We start from the raw sequence: 22,624 nt of genomic DNA, 5'->3' as shown, positions 1-22,624 counted from the left end.
TAACGGCTCAGGGTGTGACGAAGACGTAGCGCCGGTAGGCGTAGAAGCGGAACAGGGTCGCGAGCACCCAGCCGGTGATGCGGGCGGTGTTGTCGCTGAGCGCCGAGTCGAGCCCGAGCAGCTGCCGGGATGCGAAGACCGTGCCCGCGGTGATGGCGAGTCCGACGCCGTTCGCGACGAGGAACAGGGCCAGTTCGCGGGCCACCTTCTCGCGGTGCTGGTCGCGGTAGGTCCAGTAGCGGTTCCCGGCCCAGCTGAAGAGCGCGGCGGCGCCCGTCGCGACGACGGATGCCTGGACGGGAGAGCTCCCCATCGGCCCGCCCTGGGCGCCGCCGGGCAGGCCGAAGACCAGCAGGTTGTAGCCGCCGTTGTCCACGACGAAGGCCAGCGCCCCGACGAGTCCGAACTTGGCGGCCTCGCGCCAGATGCCCCGTACGGCATCACGGACGGAACGTGTCACAGAGGCGAGAACCGGCACAAAGCGAGAGTAGCCACCCGGCGCGCCCCCACCTCATGGACGCGCTCATATCGCATGATTTCCCCCATATGTGAAGTATGAATATTCGACACCGGCTCGGATGACTCGGATGACTCGGATGAGGAGTAGTGGGGAGTGGTCGTGGAACCGACGATCGCGTGTGTCGTGCCGTGCCACAACGAGGAGGCGGCCGTCGGCAAGGTGGTCCGCGACCTGCGCGCCGCCCTCCCCGAGGCCGTCGTCTACGTCTACGACAACGCCTCCACCGACCGCACCGTGGACGTCGCCCGCGCGGCGGGCGCGATCGTCCGGCAGGAGCCCCGCAAGGGCAAGGGCAACGTCATCCGCCGCGCCTTCGCCGACGTCGATGCCGACGCCCTGCTCATCATCGACGGCGACGACACCTACGACGCCACCCGCGCCCGGGACATGGTGGACTTGCTCTTCGAAGGGCCGTACGACCAGGTCGTCGGCGCCCGCCGGGTGACGGACGACGGCGCCTACCGGACCGGACACGCGGTCGGCAACAAGCTGCTCACCGGGGCTGTGCGGTCCCTGTTCGGCAACGACGTGACCGACATGCTCAGCGGCTACCGGGTCTTCTCGCGCCGCTTCGTGAAGTCCTTCCCGGCGCTGGCCCGGGAGTTCGAGACCGAGACCGAGATGACGATCCACGCCCTCCACCTCCGGCTCCCCACGGCGGAGGTGGTCGTGGACTACCGGGTCCGGCCCGCCGGCGGCGAGAGCAAGCTGCGCACCTACCGGGACGGCTGGCGCATCCTGCGGGTCATCCTCGACCTGGCACGCAGGGAGCGCCCGTCCCTCGTCCACACCGTGATCGCCGGCGTCCTGGCCCTGATCTCGGTCGTCCTCGGCATCCCCGTCATCGCCGAATTCGTCCGCACCGGCACGGTGCCCCGCGTCCCCACGGCGATCCTCGCCGCCGCGATCATGACTATCGCGGCGCTCGTCCTGCTCGTGGGCTACATCCTGGAGTCGCTCACGCACATGCGGCAGGAACAGACCCGCCTCGTGCACCTCGCCTACCCGGCCCCCGTCCGCACCCCGCGCCACACCGCCCACGGAGCCGGCACCGGCCCGGTCCCGGTCCGGAAAACCATGGACCGCCCCTAGGCCGCCTGGGGAAGAACGGGCTCGCAGTACGATGATCGGAACCCCCGTTCTGCGGGGTCCCGTGACTGAGGAGATGCGTGCCCGTGCCTGCCCGACTTCCTTCGTGGGCCTGGGTTACCGGGCTGACCGTGGGAGCGATAGCCGCGGTGACGGTCCTGGCCGTGCAGGCGGACCAGGGCCCGCACCCCACCGCCACCTCGGCCAAGCCGAGCACCTCGGCGTCGGCGGGCGCGCAGCCCACCCCCACCGCGTCCGTCCCGGCCCGGGTGCCCGACGGCTCGGGCACCGGCCGGCGCATCGTCTACTCCCTCGGCGAGAAGCGGGTGTGGCTGGTCGACGCGAGCGAGGCGACCCGCCGTACGTTCACCGTGTGGCCCGGCACGGTCAGCCCCGACCCGGGCAGCTACACGGTGTCGTCCCGCAACGAGGCCACGACCGGCTCGGACGGCGTCCGGATCGAGCACATCATGTACTTCGCCGCGAAGTCCGGCGTCTCCGTCGCCTTCTCCAACGCGGTCGACGGCGCCTCGCCGCCGCCCGCCGAATCCGGCGCCAAGACGGGCGGGGTCCGGATGCGGAAGGCGGACGGCACGGCACTGTGGGCGTTCGGCACGGTCGGTACGACGGTGACCGTGGTCAGGTAGTCGAGTCCGACTGCTTGGACGGCAGGTGGTTGACGATCAGCACCAGCCCGCTGAACAGGAACACGCGGGTGGCGGCGTCCAGGCCGTTCCAGCTCTTCGACTGCCACATGGAGAACCACTCACCACCGATCGCGATGAACCCGGCCCCGAACAGCAGCAGCACCATCAGCAGCCCGTAGGTGGACATCCGCCGCGCCTGCTGCTGATCACGTCTGGCCCACAGCCAGGTCCCGTATATGAGGACGAGCGCGGCGACGGTCTCCCAGACGATGATCAGGACGTAGGCCGTGTCCTGAAGTCCCGTACTGGTGACGGCCCGCCACATCAGGTCCTCGTCCTTGAACGTGGTGTCCATGGCGAGAACATGGCGGACGAACTGCTGGTTCGTGCCGAAGTCGGTGATGTTCCCGAACGCGACCAGCGCCATGTACAGCGCGACGGAGGCGGTGAGCAGCGCGGCGGCGAGAGGCAGCGCGCCGCGGCGTGAGGTGGAGGAGGTGGCCATGCCGATCATTCTTCCCGAGCGGCGGTCGCCGACGCGACACAATGACGGCGGAAGCGGCCGGCGAGGCGAGGGGGACGTACGGATGGCGCAGGCCAGGCCTTCGATGCAGGACCTGATACGGCAGCGGACCCGGGCCGGTTTCGTCGGCCGGGCCGCCGAACGGGCCCTGTTCCGCGCGAACTTCGACACTCCTCCGCAGGACGAACGCCACCGCTTCCGCTTCCACGTCCACGGCAACGCGGGCGTCGGAAAGACCTTCCTCCTGCGGGAGTTGGAACAGCTCGCCCGCGAACAGGGCGCGCTGACCGCGTACGTGGACGACAGCGCCGGCAGCGTGCCGGAGGTGATGGCGGAGATCAGCCGCCAGTTCGCCGCGCAGGGCCACCGGCTCAAGGAACTGAACCGCCTGCTCGCCGCCCACGACGAGCGCAGGCACGAGGCGGAACTGGCCGCGCTCGCCGCACTGGACGCGCAGGCGGAGGACGCGGGCCCGTCGGCGGGCGGGAGGGCGGTGGCCCGGGCCGGGATGGTCGCGATGGGGATGGTCCCGGTGGTGGGCCCCCTCGCGGGCATGCTCGACTCCGAGGAACTCGCGGGCGGAGTGGACCGGTTCCGGGAGAGGGTGCTGGCCCGCTTCCGCGACCACGAGGACGTGCGGCTGGTCCTCGCACCGGAGCAGGTGCTCACGCCGGTGCTTCTGCGCGAACTCTCGGAGGCCGCCGCCTCGGCTCCCTGGATCGCCCTCTTCCTCGACACGTACGAGCGGACGGGCCCGTACCTCGACCACTGGCTGCACGAGACGATGACCACCGACCGCCACGGTGCCATGCCGGCCACCACCGTCGTCGTCACGGCGGGCCAACGCCCCCTGGACACCGCCCTCTGGGGCGGCCTGAGCGATTTCGTGACGGACGTCCCGCTGTCCCCCTTCACCGAGGCGGAGGCGCGCGGTCTGCTGGCCGGCAAGGGCGTGACCGCCGAACCCGTCGTCGAGGAGGTCCTGCGCCTCACCGGCGGCCTCCCCGTCCTGGTCTCCACCCTCGCCGAATCCCGCCCCGCCGACCCGGACGACGTCGGCGACCCGAGCGCCACGGCGGTGGAACGCTTCCTGAAGTGGGAACGGGACCCGGCACGACGAGCGGCCGCACTGGCCTGCGCGCTGCCGAGATGGCTGGACGCGGACGTGTTCCGGGCGGTCACCGACTGCCCACCGGAGCAACTGGAGCCGCTCTACGCGTGGTTGCGGGGCATCCCGTTCGTCGGCGAGCGCGGCGGGGGACGCCTGCGCTACCACGACGTCGTACGGACACCGATGCTGCGCGCGGAACGCAGCCGGTCGCCCCGCGGGTGGGCCGAGCGGCAGCGGCGCCTGGCACGGACGTTCGGCGACTGGCGGGAGGAGACCGAAGCCGCCGGGGACGAGCCGTGGGCCGGCGAGACGTGGCGCAGCCTGCGCCTGGCCGAGGTGTACCACCTCCTCTGCGCGGGTGAGCGGGACGCGCTGCCGCAGGCGCTGCGGGACTTCGTCCACGCCTGCGACGCCGGTGCGGGCGTGGCCGCGCAGTGGGCGCGCCTGCTGGTGGACGCGGGACAGGACGCGGACACGGCGGCGGTGGCCGAGTGGGGCACCGGACTGACGGCAGCCCTCGACGCGGAGGGAGTCGTCGCCGCACTCGGCCTGCTCCTGCGCCGCGCGGTGCTCGACGCGCCGACCCAGGCCCGGGCCCGGGTCGTACGGGGTGACGAGCTGCGCGGCCGGGCCGCGTACCCGCAGGCCCTCGCCGAGTACGACCGGGCCGTCGCCCTGGATCCCGAGCTGGCCGTCGCCTACCGTCACCGGGCCGGGATCCGCAGGGAGCTGGGCGACGACGACGCCGCGCTCGCCGACCTGGACCGGGCCGTCGCGCTGGAGCCGGACAACTCCTGGTACGTCGCCCTGCGCGGCGAACACCACCGGCTTGCCCGGCACGACGCCGAGGCCGTCCGGGACCTGAGCGAAGCGATCCGCCTCGACGCGGCCAACGAGTTCGCCTGGGCCTCCCGGGGAGCCACGCACGAACGCCGCGGAGACCTGGACACCGCCCTTGCCGACCTGGGCCGGGCACTGGACCTCAAGCCGGACTACGCCTGGGCGCTCGCCCGCCGCGCCCGGGTCTGGCGCGGTCTGGGCGACCCCCGGCGCCAACTGGCCGACCTCGACCAGGCCCTCGCCCTGAACCCCGACTGGCCCTGGGCCCGCTGCGAACGCGGCGACGCGCTGCGCGCCGCGGGCCGCGACGAGGAGGCTGTCGCCGACTTCGACCGTGCGCTGTCCCTGGACCCCGACTACACCTCCGCGTACGCGAGCCGGGGCGCGTCTCTCGCCAACCTCGGCCGCCACGCGGAGGCCCTCGACGACCTGAACCGGGCGGTGGACCTCCGGCCGGGGTACGTCTGGGCGTTGTGCCGCCGCGCCGTCCTGCACGCGCTCATGGGTCGGTTCGAGAAGGCACGGTCCGATGCGGAAAAGGCCCGCGAACTGGACTCCGGGGCGCTGGAACGCCTATCGGACACCGACCGTGCGGCACTGAGGCCAGTCCTCAACGGGTGAGCGGCGTGCGAATCGGGCACAGCCCGCCGTAGCGCTTCGCAGGAGGCCGACGCCTTGCTCCGGGACTTCGCGGAGCCGGGCGAGGACCCCGGTACGTGACACGTCCCGCGCCAGGGAGTGCTGACCCTGCGCGGGACGGACGCGGTTGAGGCGGACGCCGGGGCTTCAGCGCCCCCCGCCGTCGAGGGCGGCGATCTCGCGGGTGGCATCGGCGACGGCCCGGAAGTCCTTCTTGAGGATCGCGCCGTGGTTGCCGGCGACCTTCGCGGCGATCCGGATGTTCGGATTCTGGGCGGTCACCGCGTCGAGGCCGGTGCGGATCCGTTCCTGTTCGTCACCGCGGCTGCCGAAGGACCTCCCCGAAGCGACCACGTACCGCACCGGGACGGTGATGCCGTCCAGCACCGGGCCCAGCTCGCGCTCCCGGGACAGCCTGCCGAGCTCGATGTTGCTCTCGGCCTGCTGCGCGGCGGTCATCCGCGGGGTCAGGCCCGTCGGGCGCAGCAGTGGCATGAACCAGCCCAGCCGCCGGAACAGCTTCCGGATCCGCTGCTCCATGGCCTCGTCCAGCCAGTCGTACGGGAACGCGCCGTCGACCAGGACCGCGCCCACGGCGCGCTCCGGATTCCGCTCGGCCCAGTGCGCCGCGACGACCGCTCCGTAGGACCAGCCGATCACCAGCGCCCGGTCCACACCCCTGGCCGCGAGAACGGCGTCGACGTCCCGGACGGCGGCCTCGAAGGAGTAGTCCGCCGAACGCTTCGACTTGCCCCGGGCCCGCTCGTCGAAGGTGATGTGCCGCCACCCCGTCCCCAGTTCGGCGATGACCCGCCGCCAGTACCCCTGGGTGGCGAACTGGCCGTTGAGGTAGACCACCGGGATCCCGGGACCGCCGGTGTCGGTGACGGCCAGGGCCGTGTCGTCCACCGGCACCATGCCGGTCCATGTCGAACCGGTCGCGGACATGCTGTGCTTCGTCATGTGTTCCCCCTGGTGGTGGGCTCGGCCGGACAGTTCTGGCGCTGCTCGTTTCAGAGGCTGCGGGCGGTGATGTCGCCGTGGGAGGTGGTGGCCCGGATGTCGAGTCCGGTGCTGCCGTCGTTCTTGAGGGAGTTGCTGACACGGCCGTAGCCGGTGTCCGCGTCCAGGGCGGCCGAGACGCCGGCGGCGGCGACGACCGAGATGTCACCGGACTGGGTGCGGAGCACGACCGTGCCGCCCAGGGCCTCGGCGATCCTGATGTCGCCCCTCGCGGTGCTGATCTCCGCGGGGCCGCCCAGCCGGCCGACCTCGACGTCGCCGTCGATCGCGGTGAGCCGGACGCTCGCGGCCTCGTCGATCTTGATCCCGCGGTACGCGCCCTCGAAGACGATGTCACCGAGCCGCCCGACGCCACGCAGCTCGGCGCTGTCGGCCTTGACCTCGACGCGGGAGCCGACGGGCAGCCGGACGGTGACCTCCACGGCTCCGGAAGGGCCGAGGAGCTGGTTGCCGGCGGCCGACGCCCTGACCCGCAGAACGCCGTCGGCGTAGGCGACGGTGGTCTGCTCGGCGGCCTTGGTGTCGCGGCCCTTGGAGGGGTCGGCGGGCAGGACCTCGACGGTGGTGTCGGCGCGGTCCGCGGCGATGAACTGGACGCGTCCGGCGGGGATGTCGAGGACGGCGGTGATCGGGGCGAGGGTGTCGAACTTCTGCATCGTGCTCTCCTCTGGCTCGTCGTTTCGAACAATGGAAAAGCTACGTTGCGTTCGGTGATTCGGCAACATGTTCATTGCGGGGATGCTCGTGTTTTAGCAGGTGGTAGCCGCATAATCGTTGCAATGGTTCAAGAGTCAAGGCAACGACCGTCGAGTGATCGTTGCAATGGATGGAAAGTGAACGCACTGCTGGAGGCCCACCGCCCCCGTTCGATTACAGTGCTGGCTGTCGTACGTGTGGACGGTCCCTGGGAGGTCAAGGTGGGTGCGACTGCCGGTGCCGTCTGGGGGCGTACGGAGCAGCAGGACTTTCGCAGCCGGGTGCGCGGCACGTTGCTCGGGGTGGCCGTCGGGGACGCGCTGGGCGCTCCCGTGGACGGGCTGGGGATCGACGGGATCAGGGAGGCGTACGGGGCGGAGGGGCTGGTCGATCTGGCCCCCGCCTTTGGCAGACGCGGTGCCGTCACCCATCTCACCCAGCTCACCCTGTTCTCCGTGGACGGGCTGATCCGGGCCCAGGTGCGGCGTGACACCGGCGCCTGGCACCCGCCCACCGACCTGCACCGGGCCTACCTGCGCTGGGCCGCCACCCAGCGGGACTGGGGGCCCGACCTGCGGCGCAAGGACGACGGGTGGCTCGCGCGGGAGGAGTGGCTGTACGCGCGCAGGGATCCGAGCCGTGCGCTGCTCCTGGGGCTCGCCGACGAGACCATGGGGACCCCCGAGGCGCCCAAGAACCCCGGTGAGCTCGGGCCCGAGGCCGCCGCCCGGTCCGCTCCCTTCGGGCTGCTCGTGGGCTGGGAGCCGCAGCTCGTTGCCCAGCTCGCGGTGGAGTGCGCGGCGCAGACCCACGGTCATCCCACGGCGTATGTCGCGGCGGGTGCGTACGCCGTGATCGTGCATGCCCTCGCCCTCGGGGAGAGTCTCGACGCTGCCGTGCAGCGCGGCTTCGCGCTGCTGGCCGCCCGGCCCGGGCACCAGCCCGTGTCGGACGCGCTCCAGCACGCGCTCGGTGCCGTACGGCAGGGGCTGCCCGGGCCCGAGCGCGTGGCGGAGCTGTGCGGGGCCGGTACGGCGGAGAGCCTCGTCGGTGCCGCCGTGTACTGCGCCCTCGTCGCCGCCGACGTCCGGCACGGACTGACCCTCGCCGTCAACCACGACGGGCCCTCCGCCGCCACCGGCGCCCTGACGGGCGGGTTGCTGGGGGCCCTGCACGGCGAGACGGCCCTCCCCCCGGCCTGGCTGGCCGAGCTGGAGGGCCGTCCCACGATCCTGGAGCTGGCCGACGACTTCGCCATGGAGATGACCCAGGGCCCGGCCCTGCACGGCCCGGCAGGCGCGTCCCCGGGGTGGCTGACGCGGTATCCCCGGGCGTGAACGGAAGGGCGACCACCCGCAGGGCGACCGCCCGCAGGACGGCCGCCCGCAGGACGGCCGCCGGGGCGTGAACCGAAGGGCGACCGCCCGCAGAGCGGCCGCCACGCAGAACTGCCGCCCAGCAGGACGGCCGCCGGGGCGTGAACGGAAGGGCGACCACCCGCAGGACGGCCGCCGGCAGGAAGGCGCCCGGCAGATCGGCTGCCCGGCGGGAAGGGCGCCCTTCAGGACGGCGCCCGGCAGGACGGGGCTCCGCAGATCGGCCCGCCCGCAGGCCGGCGTCCGCAGATCGGCTGCCCGGCAGGAAGACTACTGGCAGGAAGGGACTCCGCAGAGCGGCGTCCCGGCAGGACGGCGCCCGGCAGGACGGGTCCTCGCAGAGCGGCCTCCCGGCAGGACGGCGCCCGGCAGGACGGGTCTTCGCAGAGCGGCTGCCCGGCAGGACGGCCGCCCCACTGGACGGCCGTCCCCCGGCGTACGCGCCCCGCCGCTACTCCTTGCGCGCCGCCCCCACCACGCCGTCCGCCGCCCCGGCCGGTGTCGGGATCGCGGCCGCCGCCGCCCCGTCCCCGTCCGTGTTGATCTTCTCGATGAGCGCCAGCCGCTCCGGGGTGTCCTCCGGCTTGATGTAGCCGACGAGGATGTAGAGGACCAGCGACACCGCCAGCGGGATCGACACCTGGTACTGCAGCGGCACGCCGCCCTCGACGTTCCAGTTGATCGGGTAGTTCACCAGCCAGAACGCGAGCAGACCCATCGACCAGCTGACCAGGGCCGCCGTCGGGCCGGAGCGGCGGAACGCCCGCAGCAGGCCCAGCATCATCGGGATCGCCATCGGGCCCATCAGACCGGCCACCCACTTGATGACGACCGTGATGATGTCCTTGAACGCCGGGGAGTTGACCTGCGTCGCCGCCGCCATGGACAGACCGAGGAAGACGACCGTCGCGACCCGGGCGACCCGCAGGCCCTGGCTCTGGTTCCAGGCCCGGGCCCGTGCCCAGATCACCGGCGCGCAGTCCCGGGTGAACACGGCCGCGATGGCGTTGGCGTCCGAGGAGCACATGGCCATGGTGTGCGAGAAGAAGCCGACGATGACCAGGCCCAACAGGCCGTGGGGGAGGAGCTGTTCGGTCATCAGGGCGTAGGAGTCGGAGCCGTCGGCCTTCTGCGACTCGACCAGCAGCGGGGACATCCACATGGGGAAGAACAGCACCAGCGGCCAGACCAGCCAGAGGATCGCCGACAACCGGGCCGACCGCTCGGCCTCCTTGGCGTTGGGCGTGGCCATGTAGCGCTGGGCCTGGTTGAGCATGCCGCCGTTGTACTCGAAGAGCTTGATGAAGAGGAACGCGAGCAGGAAGACCGTGCCGTACGGACCGACCAGCGGCTTCTCGTGGCCCTGGAGCTCGGGGGAGTCCCAGACGCCGAAGAAGCCGCCGTGGTCGTCGAGGCGTACGAACACGGCCACGAACATCGCGATGCCGGCCAGCAACTGGATGATGAACTGGCCGAGTTCGGTCAGCGCGTCCGCCCACAGGCCGCCGATGGTGCAGTAGACCGCGGTGATGCCGCCGGTGATGAGGATGCCCTGGTTGAGGGAGATCCCGGTGAAGACGGACAGCAGCGTCGCGATCGCCGCCCACTTCGCGCCCACGTCCACGATCTTCAGCAGCATGCCGGACCAGGCCAGCGCCTGCTGGGTCTTCAGGTCGTAGCGGTTCTTCAGGTACTCCAGCGGGGAGGCCACATGGAGCCGCGAGCGGAGCCGGTTGATGCGCGGCGCGAACAGCTTCGACCCGATGGCGATGCCGAGGGCGATCGGGAAGGACCAGGTGACGAAGGACGTGACGCCGTAGGTGTAGGCGATGCCCGCGTACCCGGTGAACATCACCGCGCTGTAGCCCGACATGTGGTGCGAGATGCCGGAGAGCCACCACGGCATCTTGCCGCCGGCGGTGAAGAAGTCGCTGACGTTGTCCACACGTTTGTGCGACCAGACGCCGATCGCGACCATCACGGCGAAGTAGCCGATGAGCACGGCCCAGTCGAGACCGTTCATGAGTCCCCTTCCACGGGTGCGCCGCCAGGGTCAGGCATGTGAACTCTGGGTTCGGTGACGTGTGCACGGCAAGGAAGGGGAAGGTCAAGAGACCGTAAAAAAGTTCGGTGAGATGACTTGCGTTTATGTACGTGAACTGCGTCGTCTGGCTGGAAATCGCCCTCAGCGCATCAGCTCACCCGCGTTCACCAGCAGCGACTGGCCCGTGATCGCCCGCGCCCGGTCCGAGGCCAGGAACACCGTCGCGTCCGCCACGTCCGCATCCGTCGCCAGCTCCGGCAGCGCCATACGATCCGTCAGCCTGCCCAGCACCTCCGCCTCCGACACGCCCTCCGAGCCGGCGGCGAACCGCACGTACGCCCGCACCGGCGGGCCCCATATCCAGCCCGGCAGCACGGTGTTGACCCGGATCCGGTGCGGCCCCAGCTCCCGCGCCAGCGAGTACATCGCGCTCGTCAGCGCCCCCTTCGACGCCGCGTACGCCGCCTGCCGCACCTGCGAGGGAGCCGCCACGGCCGACTGCGTCCCGATGAACACGACGGACCCGCCGCCCTGTTTGAGCGACGGCAGACAGGCCCTGGTCATCCGCAGCGTGCCCAGCAGGTTCACGTCCAGGACACCGCGCCAGGTCTCGAAGTCCGCGTCCTCCAGGCCGCCGAAGCAACTGTCCAGCGCGGCCACGTGCACCACCGCGTCGATCCGCCCGAACCGCTCCCGCGCCAGCCCCGCCAGCGCCTCGCACTGCTCCTCGTCGGCGATGTCGGTCGCCCGGTACGCCGTGCGCGACCCGTCCGGATCGAGCTCGGCCGCCGTCTTCGCCAGGTTCGCCTCCGTGCGGGCCCCGAGCACGGCCCGCCCGCCGTCCCGTAAGACGGCCGCCGCGACCTGCCGCCCGAGCCCGGCCCCGACCCCCGACACGACGACCGTCTTCCCCGCGAGCAGTGACATCGAAGCCTCCCCGGAGCCTGGCGCATTATCTGACGGAGCGTCAGAGTATGAGCCAGCCGCCAAGAGAGGGGAAGGGCATGAGCGACGACACCCGCAGCGAGCCGTACGCCGAACTGGCCGCCGTCGGCCCCTACGGCACCCACCCCGGCCACGCCCTGATCACCATGGTCGAGCCGCACCCGGGCCACGAGTACGCCTACAACCGCTGGTACGAGGACGACCACTACTACGCCGGCGCGATGGCCATGCCCTGGATGTTCGCCGGCCGCCGCTGGGTGGCCACCCGGGACCTGCAACTCCTGCGCTACCCGGAGAAGTCGGCGATCGCCCAGCCCGTCACCACGGGCTGCTACCTGTCCACGTACTGGATCACCGACGGCCGCTACGACGACCACATGCGCTGGACGGTCGCCATCAACAAGCGTCTCAACCGCGACGGCCGCGTCTACCACGACCGCACCCACGTCCTCACGGCGTTCCAGGACCACGAGGCGACGGTCTACCGGGACGGGGCGGCGGGCCCGCGCGACGTCCACGCCCTCGACCACCCCTACGCCGGCCTGGTCCTCCAGGTGGTCGAGGCCGGCACCCCCGAGCAGCGCCCGCACCTGCTGGAGTGGCTGCGCTCCCGCCACCTGCCCAGGCGGCTCGCGGGCTCCCCGGCGGCCCTGGTGACCGTCTTCCGCCCGACCCCGCTCCCCGGCGACCGGATGACCTACGTCAAGCAGGTCGAGGGCGTCGACACCCGGCTGACCCTGCTGTGGTTCCTCCAGACGGATCCGCGCGAGTGCTGGGAGGCCTTCTTCACCGGCCTGGACACGGCCGTCGGCGAATCCGGCCTCGGGCGGGTCGAGCTGGTCGCGCCCTTCGTCCCGACGGTGCCGGGAACGGACCGGTACGTCGACCGGCTGCGCTGACGGCCCGCGTCGGTCAGCGCAGCTCCTCCGGGCACGGCGTACCCCGGGGCAGCTGGTAGGGCGCCGCCAGGTGGTAGGTGCCCGGCTTCGGCGCGACCAGCACCGTCCACCGGTCGCCGTCCTTGTCCTCCTCCGTCTCCGCCAGGCAGCCGTTGACGTTGACGAAGGTCCTCGGCTCGCCCTCGGGACGCTTCTCCGACTCCTCCGTCTCCTGCGGCGGCTTCAGGCTCTTGCCCTCGGCGTCGACGATGCTCAGCCACGGCGAGTACGGGATACGGACCAGGATCCGGCCCGCCTTCCTCACCTGGAGGATCATCTCGCCCTGCTCGGCCCGGTCGACGACCGCGTTCGGCCCGGCCATCGGGGTCGGATCGGTCACCTTGAACAGCTGCCAGTTCGCGTCGCCCCAGACCTGGGTCAGATACGGCAGTCCGCGCTGCACCAGCGCCCGCTCCCGCTGACCCCCGTCGCCGTCCGGTTCGTCCTTCGGCAGCACCACGTAGTGCACCGCCCAGCGCTTCAGCCACTCGTGGTAGTTGGCCGAGTTGAGCGTGTCGTCGTAGAAGAGGGGGTTGCGCTCCATGTCGGCCTGGCGGTTCCAGCCGCGCGCCAGGTTGACGTACGGGGCGAGCGCCGAGGCCTCGCGGTGGGAGCGGGCGGGGACGACTTCCACGCGGCCCTTCTCGGCGCCGACCTCCTGCAACTCGTTCACCAGCGGCGCCAGCTCGCGCGACCAGGACGCCGCCGGGGCCGTGTGCACGATGTCGTCGACCGTCTTGAAGCCGATCCACCCGGCGAAGCCGACGAGCGCGACGACGGCCGCGTACCACCTGCGGCTGCGCGGCACCGTGAACGGCAGCGCGGCGACCAGCGCCACCCCGGCGAACAGCATCGCCAGCCGCGTGATGTTCGACCCGATCTGGGAGCTGACCAGCCACACCAGCACGACGCCCAGCCCGTACACCGCGGCCGTCAGCCGGACCGTCCTCCAGTCCTCCGGCACCAGGACGAAGACGAGGACCGAGAACGCGAGCGGCAGCAGCACCGAACCGATCATCATCGGCTGCGTCCCCGAGAACGGGAACAGCCACGCCGACACCGCCACCACCGCACTCGGCGCCAGCCCCAGCGCCCACGCGCCCGGCCGCCGCTTCTGGAGGAACAGCGCCACCGCGACCAGACCCACGAACAGACCCGCGACCGGCGACGACATGGTGGCCAGCGCCGCCAGCGGCGCCGCGGACAGGGCCTTCGCCCAGCGCTTGTAACGCCACCGGTACGGCCAGCAGAACACGACCGCGACCGCGCCGAGCGCGAACATCATGCCCAGCCCGAAGGTCACCCGCCCGGACACCGCGTTGCAGAACAGCCCGAACACGCCCGCCAGCGACGCCCACAGGGGGTTGCGGACGGACCGGCTGCGCAGCAGGAGCAGCGTCAGCAGCCCGGCCGAGACCGTCCCCGCGATCATCATCGTCGTCCGCACGCCGAGCACCGACATCAGGTACGGCGACACCACGCTGTACGACACCGGGTGCATCCCGCCGTACCAGGCGAGGTTGTACGCCGAGTCCGGGTGCCGGCCGACGAACTCGGCCCAGGCGTCCTGCGCGGCCAGATCGCCGCCACTGTTCGCGAACGTGAAGAACCAGAGGACGTGGAGCGCTCCGGCGAGGCCCGTGACGGACAGGACCGGATGACGCAGCATGCGCTCACGCAGCGTCAGTACGAGGGTCCGCAGCCGGTCCTCACGACCGTCCTGGCTGCTGCCTTCCCCGGCTGCGGGCAGGCGTATTCGCGGGCCGGCGGATACCGGGCCCGGATCGGCGTCGTCGGCGCGTGTCGGCTCCGCAGTGGCCACTCGAAGGCACTCCCCGTGTCCCGTCTTCTGTTCTCGTCTTCTTTTCCCGGCCGTGCCCCGTTGGTCAGCGGTTCACGGCCGTGCCGCCGCGAGCGGCGGCCTGCCCGGTTCGCGACGCTAGCACGCACCCCGCCGGGCGGCGCCCGGACGGGACGTCACCGGCGGGGTGCGGGTCGCGTGCGGGCCGGCTCAGCCGAGGCGGGTGAGCTTGTCCGCGAAGCCCGGCTCCACGAGGTCCTTCTGGAGGGCGACCGGGACCTTGACCGCGTTGGTGCTGCCGTCACCGACGGTGAGCGTGCCCACCTTCGTGCCGGCCTTCGCCGTGTGCGGCAGCTCGTCCGCGGCGAACGTCAGCTTCACGGACAGGCCCGCCCAGCCGACCGCCGTGACGTCCTCGGTGACGGCGACCGGCGTACGGCCGCCGAGACCGTCGTCCGCGTACCCGACGACCGTGCCCTTCTTCAGGATCGTCGCCGACTCCAGCGCGCCCTGCGCGGCCTTGATCAGCTTGTCGCCCTCGTGCAGCGCGGCACCCAGGATGGTGTTGTCCGGTCCGCCGGCGGGCTGGCGGACGACGGCTCCGACGATCCGGCGGGTCTCACCGTTGACCTCTTTCCTCGCCGAGAAGACGAGGTTGCCGAGCGCCGAGGTGGTGGTGCCGGTCTTGATGCCGGTGACGTCGTTGTAGCCGACCAGGCGGTTCCAGTTGTCGTGCTTGGTGCCCTTGTAGTCGACGTACGACATCATCGCCGCGACCTCGCGGAAGGCGGGCTGCTCCATGGCCGCCTTGGCGAGCTTCACCTGGTCCACGGCCGTGGACACGGTGGTGTTGTTCAGGCCCGACGGGTCGGTGTACGTCGTGTTCTTCATGCCGAGGTCCTCGGCGGCGTCGTTCATCTTCTGCACGAACGCCTTCTCGGAACCCGCGTCCCAGCGGGCGAGCAGCCGCGCGACGTTGTTCGCGGAAGCGATCAGGATGCTCTCCAGGGCCTCCCGCTCGCTGATCTTGTCGCCCTTGGTGACGTCGACGGTGGACTCCTGGCCGGCGTCGGACTGGTCCTCGGCGGCCTGGTCGATCTCGATCTTCGGCCCGTCCTCACCGCTCTTGAGCGGGTGCTCGCGGAGGATCAGATAGGCGGTCATGACCTTGGCGACGCTCGCGATCGGCACGGGCTTCTGCTCGCCGGACGACCCGAACGTGCCGATGCCCTGCACGTCCAGCGCGGCCTGGCCCTTGGCCGGCCAGGGGATGTCGACCTTGCCGCCCTCGAAGGTGTAGCTGTCCTCGGCGGTGAGTTCGAGGGTGGGCGCCGGCAGGGGGCGCACGCTCTGCACGACGCCGAGGACGACCACCAGCAGCAGCACCAGGGGCGTCCAGATCTTCACCCGCCGCACGGCCGTCCGCAGCGGGGTGTCCGGCGGCGGCGGGGTGTTCGTCAGCTCGGCCAGCAGATCCAGCGGCGGCCGGGGCGGAAGGGGCTGCTGGGTGGTCCGCTCGGGGCCGACGGTGGGGACGGGGGCGGTGGCGTCGGCGGGGGCGGGAGCAGGCGGACTGGCCTGTCCGGCCTGTCCGGCCTGTGCGCCGGCCGCCGGCCTCCGCGTCGACGGATCGTCCAGCGGCTTGAGCGCGACGAACTTACTGGTCCGCTCGGCGTCCTTCTCGGGCGCGTCCTTGGCGTCCTTGGCGGCCCCGCCGAGCTTCAGCATGGTGGTGGGCTGGTCGACCGGGGGCCGCACGGCTTTGAAGACGGCGGTGGGCTGGTCGACGGAGGGCTCGGCGTCGCCCTTGTCGGTGTCGGTGTCGTCCGCGGGGGTGCTGTCCGCCGAGGCGGCCTCGGAATCGCCCGTGCCACCGGTGGCGGAACGGTCCGCCTCCGGCTCGTCGGCCTCTTCCCGCCCACCCCGGGCACCGGCACCGTCCTCGGCAGCCTCTCGGTCGTCCCGGGCGTCAGCGTCGGCCTCAGCGGGCTTCCCGGCCTTCTGGGCGTCCGTAACGGCCTCAGCGGCCTCGACGGGCTCTTCCGCCCTCTCAGCCGCCTCCTGGCCGTCCTCGGAGCCCTTGTCGGCGCCCTTGGCCGCCGCAGGCTCCGCGTCCTGGTCGGCCGACGCGACCCACGCGGCCACGGCATCCCGCAGCCGCCCGTCACTGGCGGCGGCGTCGCCCCCGCGCTCGGTGGAGCCGGAGGACTCGCCGGGCTCGGAATCACCGGCGGAGCCGGAGGCCTGGTCGGTGCCGGAGGAGTCGGCGAGCTCGGAATCACGGGCGGAGCCGGAGGCCTCGTCGGTGTCGGAGGGCTCGGCGGAAGCCGAATCCCCGGCCGTCGGCGAAGACCCGCCGGAGCCCTTCACAGGCTCGTCCGCAGACTCCCCGGACGCGTCGCCCGCCGCGCTCTCGTCGCCGGCGCCGCTCGCACCTTGCTCGGCGTCGGCCGCGCCCGCGTCACCGGCGTCCTGCTCGGCGTCAGTCGCCGAGTCTGCCTCGTCAGAGTCGCGCCCGGCGTCCGCCGACGTCTCCCCGCCGCCCGCGTCGCTCTCGTCCCGCTCGGCGTCGGCCGCGCCCGCGGCATCCGCGTTACCGGCGTCCCGGTCGGCGTCAGCCGCTGAGTCCGCCTGGCCCGCGTCCCGCTCGGCGTCCGCCGTGCCCGCCGCGCCGGCGTCCTGCTCGGCGTCAGCCGCCGAGTCTGCCTCGTCCGAGTCGCGCCCGGCGTCCGCCGCGCCCGCGCCGGCGTCACCGGCGTCCCGGTCGGCGTCAGCCGCTGAGTCCGCCTGGCCCGCGTCCCGCTCGGCGCCCGCGTCACTCACGCCCTGCTCGGTGTCAGCCGTGCCCGCCGCGCCGGCGTCCTGCTCGGCGTCAGTCGCCGAGTCGGCCTCGTCCGAGTCGCGCCCGGCGTCCGCCGGCGTCTCCTCGGCGCCCGCGTCGCTCTCGTCCTGCTCGGCGTCGGCCGTGCCCGTGGCATCGGCGTTACCGGTGTCCCGGTCGGCGTCAGCCGCCGAGTCGGTCTGGCCCGTGTCCCGCTCGGTGTCCGCCTCGCTCACACCCTGCTCGGTGTCAGCCGTGCCCGTGGCACCGGCGTCGCCGGCGACCCGCCCGGCGTCCGTCGCCGAGTCCGGCTTCTCGCCCTCGTCCGGCTCGGCGTCAGCCGCTCGCTCGGCCGGCTGTTCCGCCGTGCGGGTGGAGAGCACGCGGGTCGCCGTGTCGGCGCCGCCGCGCTTCGCGGACCTCTCCGTGTCCCGGGCCACCGCGAGGCGCGGGTCACGCTTGGGTGGGGCCTCGCTCCTGGCCTCGGGAACCGGACTCGCGCTCCCCGACGTCGGTTCTGCCGACGACTCGCGCTGCTTCGACCTGTCGGGGGACTCGCCCGCCACCGATGCCTCCTCCTCGCGCCGCACTCCCCGCGTGCGCGTACCGAACCGTGAACCGCCGCCCGTGACACCGCTCCCCGGCGCTGTCCGAACCATGTACCAGTGTCCTGTGCGCGGGCTGAACCCATCCGGTAGACGAGAACGACATACCTACTGGTTCCACTACGAACCGGTCACGCACCCTCGACAGACCAATGTGAGAGGGGTCACCCTGTCATTCATCCACGCGGGGAGGCATGGATGGGCAGGAGCCGCAGAACACTTCCGGAGGAGCTTCTGCTGCTGGCATTGGACCCGACCACGGGTACCACTGCGCAGCCGCAGTCGCTCGACCTCGGTCTGGCCGGAGCACAGCTAGTGGAGCTGGCACTGGCCGGACGGATAGCCCCAGACGGGGATCGTATCGCCGTGGTTGTACCACGGCCGACTGGAGACCCAACGTTGGACTGCGCGTTGGAGTTGCTGCGTAGGCGCGGCGCTCCCGTGCGGGCAGTGAACTGGATTGGCGGGCCGCGTCTCGGGCTCCGCCAGACCTACCTCTCGCATCTCGAGCGGTGCGGCATGGTGCATGCCGTGGCCGGTCAGATGTGCGGGGTGCTGCCGACGACTCGCTACCAGGCGACGGACAACGAGATCAGCCGGGAGATCAGGGCCCGGCTGGACTCGGCGATCCGCACCGGCGTACCGCCGGACCCGCGGACCGCCGCGCTCGCCGCACTGGCACACGCGGTCGGCCTCGGCAAGCACCTGTACCCGGGTAACGAGGGACGTTCGTCCCGCTCCCGGCTGCGGGACCTGATCAGGCACGACCCCATGGGCGGTCTCGTCGCGCACGCCGTGATGGACGTCCAGAACGGCGTGGCGGCGCAGCCGCGCCGCAGCCCGGCCCCGCCCGGCCGTCAGGCCGCCGGCGGAGCCAGGCCCGCAGCGGAACCCGCCCGAGGCGTTCCGATGCAGCCGCGCCACGGAAGCATGGCGCGGGCCGTGGCGCACTGAGCCGCAGCACCACGCACCACCCGAGAACCCGGTCACGGGAGCCGCTGTCCGAGCGGGGCGGGGAGAGCACACACTCTCCCCGCCCCGCTCGGCGTGCCCTGGGCCGAACTGGCGTGTACCCGTCGCATATCCACCGTTTCCCAGCGGTAGCAGGCACCTTGGTGGCAGTCTGCTCAACAGCAGATACGCAAAGTAGAGGCACGCAGCCGGAGGTGCACGTCCCGTGGCGTCCAATGTCAATCCCACCGTCAGGCGGCGCCGGCTGGGCCAGGAGCTCCGCAGGCTCCGTGAGCTCAAGGGCATGACGGCCGAAGAGGTCGCCGAGCGGCTGCTGGTGTCGCAGTCGAAGATCAGCCGGCTGGAGAACGGCCGGCGCAGCATCAGCCAGCGCGACGTCCGGGACCTGTGCGGGGTCTACGAGGTCGAGGACCAGCGGATCGTCGACTCGCTGATGCAGATGGCCAAGGACTCCCGGCAGCAGGGCTGGTGGCACGCCTTCGGGGACATCCCGTACAGCGTCTACATCGGCCTGGAGACGGACGCCGAGTCGCTCAGGGTCTACGAACCCCAGATCATCACCGGCCTGTTGCAGACGCGTGCGTACGCCGAGGCCATCATCCGGGGCGGCTCGCCCGAGGCCTCGGAGGCGGACAACGACAAGCGCGTCGAGGTCCGGCTGCGCCGGCAGGGCCGTATCACCGCCGAGACGGACCCGCTGCGGCTGTGGGTGGTCCTGGACGAGGCGTCCCTGCACCGGATCGTCGGGAGCCGGCAGGTGATGCGCGAGCAGCTGGAGCACCTCATCGAGATGTCGCAGCTGCCCCACATCACCGTGCAGGTACTGCCGTTCGAGGTGGGCGCGCACGCCGGCATCAACGGCCAGTACTCGATCCTGGAGTTCGCCGACGCGGCCGACTCCAGCGTGGTGTACATCGAGGGCGTGACCAGCGACCTGTACCTGGAGAAGCCGCTCGACGTGCAGAAGTACACGGTCATGTACGAGCACCTGCGCGCGCAGTCGCTGAACGTGGACCAGTCGCGGCAGCTCATCGAGCGCCGGGCGAAGGAGTACGCCCGCTGACCGTCCGTGAGGCAGGACCTACCGGACCTTCCGGCCGGCAAAGCGCGGGATGCTACACCCCTGACACGCCTGACTGGAAGTCTCCCCTGGAATATGCCATCCGGTCGAGTGAATGACTGCTCCGAACGAGGATGTTGGCGAGTAGCGTCGATCACGCCAACCACCAGCACGGGTTGGCGTAAACGCAACTTGCTACGGAGCGAACATGGCAATTCGTCTGGGCGCCACGGAAACGTGGACGACGTCCTCCTACACCAACAACAACGGCGCCTGTGTGATGGTCAGGTCGACCGTCGAAGAGGCCCTGGAACTCGGGGACACCAAGATCCCCGAGGGTCCCAAGCTGGCGTTTCCCGCCGATGCGTGGAGCGCCTTCGTGGCCTCGGTCAAGGCCTGAGCCACCGCTCACAACAGCACAAGCACCACCCGAAGAGCCCTCTCGACCAGCCTCGCCGTCCTTGCCGAGAGGGCTCCGCTTGTGCCCGCGGGCCTCCGAGGGCGATCAGCTCACCGGGAACGCCACATCACACACCGGGTCCTCGGCTCCCGCCGCCTCCCAGTCCGCGAAGTACAGCTCCCGGCACGGACCGGTCGCGGTCAGCCCCTCCGCAGCCATCCACTCCTCCACCGCCTCGAACGCGGCCAGGATCTGCGGGTGCGCCACCTGCGCCTTGGTGATCCGGGTGTACGCCAGCCGCTGAGCCGGCTCCACCCGCACGGCCGTCTCCCAGGCTCGCCGGTGCCGTTCCGCCCAGGCCCGTGCAGCCGCCTCGTCGGCGACCGGCACGCACGCCTCGGCGGGGCCGTCGCTCTCCATCGACACCTCGGCGTGGTAGGCGACGTACGGCACGCCGCTCACGCCCCCGCACTCCCGGGCCGCCGCCTCCAGCCGGCCCAGTGAAGCGCCGATCCACGCGGGCAGCTCGTCCGCCAGCGTGTGCCGCTTCTCGGTGATCACCACCTGCTCGGGCACGTCCACCGTCTCGATCGCGAACCTCTGGTACATCTCGGAGCTCCTCCCCGACAGTCGTCCACGGAGGTACTCGGCGAGCGTCCGCTGCCCCGCCACCCGCGCCTCGACGTCCGCCCAGTACGTGCCGAGCAGCTCGGCCGCCGTCGGCCCGTCGCCCGCCGCGACCACCTCGGCGATCCGGGCGAGCGGCATGTCCAGCTGCCGCAGCATCGCCACGAGCCGGGCCCGTTCGACCTGGCCGGCGCGGTAGTAGCGGTAGCCGGTGGCCTCGTCGACGTGCGCCGGGGACAGCAGCCCCAGCCGGTCGTACAGCCGCAGGGCCTTGGCCGACAGCCGGGCGCGCGCGGCGAACGCCCCGATGGTGAGCAGGTCACGGTCCGGTACGTCCACCACGGCATCCTCCGTCACCGGGCGGCTCTTCCGCCCGATGACGAGGACGCTCGGCCCTGCCCCAGGGGCAAGGTCAACCGGGGCGGTGTCAGGCCAGCTGGGACTCGATCGCCGCCACGACCTCCGTCGCCTCCGGCTCGGTCTGCGGGGAGAAACGGGCGACGACGGTGCCGTCCCGGCCGATCAGGAACTTCTCGAAGTTCCAGCGGATGTCCCCGCTGTGCCCCTCGGCGTCGGCGAAGCCGGTCAGGCGGTCGTACAGCGGGTGCCGGTTCTCGCCGTTGACCTCGACCTTCTCGGTCATCGGGAAGGTCACGCCGTAGGTCGCCGAGCAGAACTCGGCGATCTCCTCGGCGCTGCCGGGCTCCTGCCCGAGGAACTGGTTGCAGGGCACGCCGAGGACGGTGAAGCCACGCTCGGCATAGCGCTCGTGGAGCTTCTCCAGCCCGTTGTACTGCGGGGTCAGGCCGCACTTGGAGGCCACGTTCACCACGAGCACCGTCTTGCCCGCGTACTGGGACAGGTCGGCGGAACCGCCCTGGAGGGCACCGATCTCGACGTCGAGGGGAGAGGAACCGTTGCTAGTCGTCATGAGCGGATGCTAACTCCGGCGGGTGCCGGGCCCGCCGGTTCCGGCCTCCACCAGCACCTGGCCGGCCGCCGTCCGCGCGTACAGCACCGACCGGCCCGCCCGGGCCCGTTCCACCAGGCCCGCGTCCAGCAGGACCCGCAGATGCCGCCCGACCGAGCCGAGGCCCTGGCCCGTCACGGCGACCAGCTGACTCGTGCTCAGCGGGGTGTCCAGCAGGACGAGGACACGGGCCCGGGCGGTGCCGAGCAGGGCGGCGAGGCTCGCGGGTACCGGCCTGCCACCGGTGTCAGCGAGGACGCCCGCGCAGGGGTAGACGAGCGCGTACCGGTCGGTGCCCTCCCACGACACCCAGCCGACGCGCTGCGGGGTGACCGGCACGAACACCAGCTCCGCGCCGGAGATCTCCCGCGGCGGATACTCGTGCGCGTTGACCTGCAGCCGGTTCTCACCGAGCCACCGCGTGCCCGGCCGCAGCGCGTCCAGCGCGGCCGCCCAGCCGCCCCGGCCCACCTGCGCGGTCCGGGTGGCGACATCGGCCTCGAGTACCCGCCGGCGGCGGGGCCAGTACGGGCGCACTGCCTCCTCCCAGAGGTACGCCAGGAGCCCGGCGGCGCGTTCGGGCAGGTCGTCGCGGTCCAGCCGGGGCGGGAGCGGACCGCGCAGGGACACGGTGAGATGGTCGCGGGCGGCGTCGGGGGAGGCCTCCCGGACCCGTGCGACCTCGTCCGCGAAGCTCTCCCCGGCACGCGGGGTCGGCGTGAGGAAGTCGGCGATCCACTCCGGACCGAGCCCGGAGCGCACGAGCAGCGCGGTGACCGGATCCTCCGCGAGCCGGCGCCGGTAGGCGGGCAGGTGGGTGTCGAGCCAGCGCCGTTCGCCGGGGTGCGTGGCCACACCGGTGTGCAGCAGCCGCAGACTCGCGAAGGTCTCGGCGAGCGGGGAGAGGACGAACCGGCTTCCCGCGAGGGTGTCGGCGTTGACCTGCCACCAGCCCATGAACCGCCCCCGGCCACGAT

General features: G+C 71.9%; 19 protein-coding genes. 8 read left to right on the top strand and 11 right to left on the bottom strand.

Annotation, left to right across the window (positions count from 1 at the left end):
- Positions 1-7 precede the first annotated feature (7 nt).
- A complete protein-coding gene (locus ACH4G3_RS30235; protein WP_397627484.1) occupies positions 8-460 on the bottom strand; it encodes a GtrA family protein in 453 nt (150 codons plus the stop codon).
- Positions 461-613: 153 nt separating this feature from the next.
- Between ACH4G3_RS30235 and ACH4G3_RS30230 the strand changes: the two genes are divergently transcribed.
- Both ACH4G3_RS30230 and ACH4G3_RS30225 read left to right on the top strand, forming a co-directional pair.
- Complete coding sequence (locus tag ACH4G3_RS30230) at positions 614-1,612, top strand: glycosyltransferase family 2 protein (RefSeq protein WP_397627483.1); 999 nt, start codon at positions 614-616, stop codon at positions 1,610-1,612.
- A gap of 83 nt (positions 1,613-1,695) precedes the next feature.
- The gene (locus ACH4G3_RS30225; RefSeq protein WP_397627482.1) at positions 1,696-2,256 is read left to right on the top strand and encodes a hypothetical protein; all 561 of its coding nucleotides are present in this window, start codon (positions 1,696-1,698) and stop codon (positions 2,254-2,256) included.
- Here the strand turns inward: ACH4G3_RS30225 and ACH4G3_RS30220 are convergent.
- Positions 2,249-2,761, bottom strand: coding sequence for a DUF2165 domain-containing protein (locus ACH4G3_RS30220; RefSeq protein WP_354738263.1), 513 nt, complete (start codon positions 2,759-2,761; stop codon positions 2,249-2,251). The two genes, ACH4G3_RS30225 and ACH4G3_RS30220, sit on opposite strands and share 8 nt — an antisense overlap.
- Between ACH4G3_RS30220 and ACH4G3_RS30215 the strand changes: the two genes are divergently transcribed.
- A complete protein-coding gene (locus ACH4G3_RS30215) occupies positions 2,760-5,351 on the top strand; it encodes a tetratricopeptide repeat protein (protein ID WP_397627481.1) in 2,592 nt (863 codons plus the stop codon). The two genes, ACH4G3_RS30220 and ACH4G3_RS30215, sit on opposite strands and share 2 nt — an antisense overlap.
- 165 nt (positions 5,352-5,516) lie before the next feature.
- Here the strand turns inward: ACH4G3_RS30215 and ACH4G3_RS30210 are convergent, their stop codons facing one another.
- Positions 5,517-6,332 carry an alpha/beta fold hydrolase gene (locus ACH4G3_RS30210; RefSeq protein WP_397627480.1) on the bottom strand — a complete coding sequence of 272 codons (816 nt, stop codon included), beginning with the start codon at positions 6,330-6,332 and terminating at the stop codon, positions 5,517-5,519.
- Positions 6,333-6,382: 50 nt separating this feature from the next.
- Positions 6,383-7,048, bottom strand: coding sequence for a DUF4097 family beta strand repeat-containing protein (locus ACH4G3_RS30205; protein ID WP_397627479.1), 666 nt, complete (start codon positions 7,046-7,048; stop codon positions 6,383-6,385).
- Between the two features lie 261 nt (positions 7,049-7,309).
- Between ACH4G3_RS30205 and ACH4G3_RS30200 the strand changes: the two genes are divergently transcribed.
- Complete coding sequence (locus tag ACH4G3_RS30200) at positions 7,310-8,425, top strand: ADP-ribosylglycohydrolase family protein (RefSeq protein WP_397627478.1); 1,116 nt, start codon at positions 7,310-7,312, stop codon at positions 8,423-8,425.
- A 490-nt stretch (positions 8,426-8,915) separates the two neighbouring features.
- On the opposite strand, the gene ACH4G3_RS30195 is transcribed toward ACH4G3_RS30200, so the two are convergent.
- Both ACH4G3_RS30195 and ACH4G3_RS30190 read right to left on the bottom strand, forming a co-directional pair.
- Positions 8,916-10,487 (bottom strand): sodium:solute symporter family protein, encoded by a 1,572-nt coding sequence (locus ACH4G3_RS30195; protein WP_397627477.1) that lies wholly within the window; start codon positions 10,485-10,487, stop codon positions 8,916-8,918.
- A gap of 162 nt (positions 10,488-10,649) precedes the next feature.
- Positions 10,650-11,435 (bottom strand): SDR family oxidoreductase, encoded by a 786-nt coding sequence (locus ACH4G3_RS30190; protein WP_397627476.1) that lies wholly within the window; start codon positions 11,433-11,435, stop codon positions 10,650-10,652.
- Between the two features lie 77 nt (positions 11,436-11,512).
- Between ACH4G3_RS30190 and ACH4G3_RS30185 the strand changes: the two genes are divergently transcribed.
- Positions 11,513-12,352: a hypothetical protein gene (locus ACH4G3_RS30185; RefSeq protein WP_397627475.1), complete on the top strand. Its 840-nt coding sequence runs from the start codon at positions 11,513-11,515 to the stop codon at positions 12,350-12,352.
- A 13-nt stretch (positions 12,353-12,365) separates the two neighbouring features.
- Here the strand turns inward: ACH4G3_RS30185 and ACH4G3_RS30180 are convergent, their stop codons facing one another.
- On the bottom strand, positions 12,366-14,213 hold the full coding sequence (locus ACH4G3_RS30180) for an MFS transporter (RefSeq protein ID WP_397627474.1): 1,848 nt from the start codon (positions 14,211-14,213) through the stop codon (positions 12,366-12,368).
- Between the two features lie 189 nt (positions 14,214-14,402).
- A complete protein-coding gene (locus tag ACH4G3_RS30175) occupies positions 14,403-17,672 on the bottom strand; it encodes a D-alanyl-D-alanine carboxypeptidase (protein ID WP_397627473.1) in 3,270 nt (1,089 codons plus the stop codon).
- Positions 17,673-17,816: 144 nt separating this feature from the next.
- Between ACH4G3_RS30175 and ACH4G3_RS30170 the strand changes: the two genes are divergently transcribed.
- The 3 genes from ACH4G3_RS30170 (at position 17,817) to ACH4G3_RS30160 (ending at position 20,050) form a co-directional block, all read left to right on the top strand.
- Complete coding sequence (locus ACH4G3_RS30170) at positions 17,817-18,572, top strand: GOLPH3/VPS74 family protein (RefSeq protein WP_397627472.1); 756 nt, start codon at positions 17,817-17,819, stop codon at positions 18,570-18,572.
- 223 nt (positions 18,573-18,795) lie between these two features.
- Positions 18,796-19,653, top strand: coding sequence for a helix-turn-helix domain-containing protein (locus ACH4G3_RS30165; RefSeq protein ID WP_020277020.1), 858 nt, complete (start codon positions 18,796-18,798; stop codon positions 19,651-19,653).
- Between the two features lie 205 nt (positions 19,654-19,858).
- Positions 19,859-20,050, top strand: coding sequence for a DUF397 domain-containing protein (locus ACH4G3_RS30160; RefSeq protein WP_010035575.1), 192 nt, complete (start codon positions 19,859-19,861; stop codon positions 20,048-20,050).
- Positions 20,051-20,155: 105 nt separating this feature from the next.
- Here ACH4G3_RS30160 and ACH4G3_RS30155 read toward each other — a convergent pair whose 3' ends face one another.
- The 3 genes from ACH4G3_RS30155 to ACH4G3_RS30145 form a co-directional block, all read right to left on the bottom strand.
- Complete coding sequence (locus ACH4G3_RS30155; RefSeq protein WP_397627471.1) at positions 20,156-21,034, bottom strand: MerR family transcriptional regulator; 879 nt, start codon at positions 21,032-21,034, stop codon at positions 20,156-20,158.
- 70 nt (positions 21,035-21,104) lie between these two features.
- The gene (locus ACH4G3_RS30150; protein ID WP_397627470.1) at positions 21,105-21,608 is read right to left on the bottom strand and encodes a glutathione peroxidase; all 504 of its coding nucleotides are present in this window, start codon (positions 21,606-21,608) and stop codon (positions 21,105-21,107) included.
- Between the two features lie 9 nt (positions 21,609-21,617).
- A complete protein-coding gene (locus tag ACH4G3_RS30145; RefSeq protein WP_397627469.1) occupies positions 21,618-22,604 on the bottom strand; it encodes an ArsR family transcriptional regulator in 987 nt (328 codons plus the stop codon).
- Positions 22,605-22,624 lie beyond the last annotated feature (20 nt).

This window comes from Streptomyces afghaniensis (assembly GCF_044327915.1).
Lineage (GTDB): Bacteria > Actinomycetota > Actinomycetes > Streptomycetales > Streptomycetaceae > Streptomyces > Streptomyces afghaniensis.
Note: the sequence above shows the minus strand (reverse complement) of the source record. Positions and strands in the feature narration are given on the sequence as shown.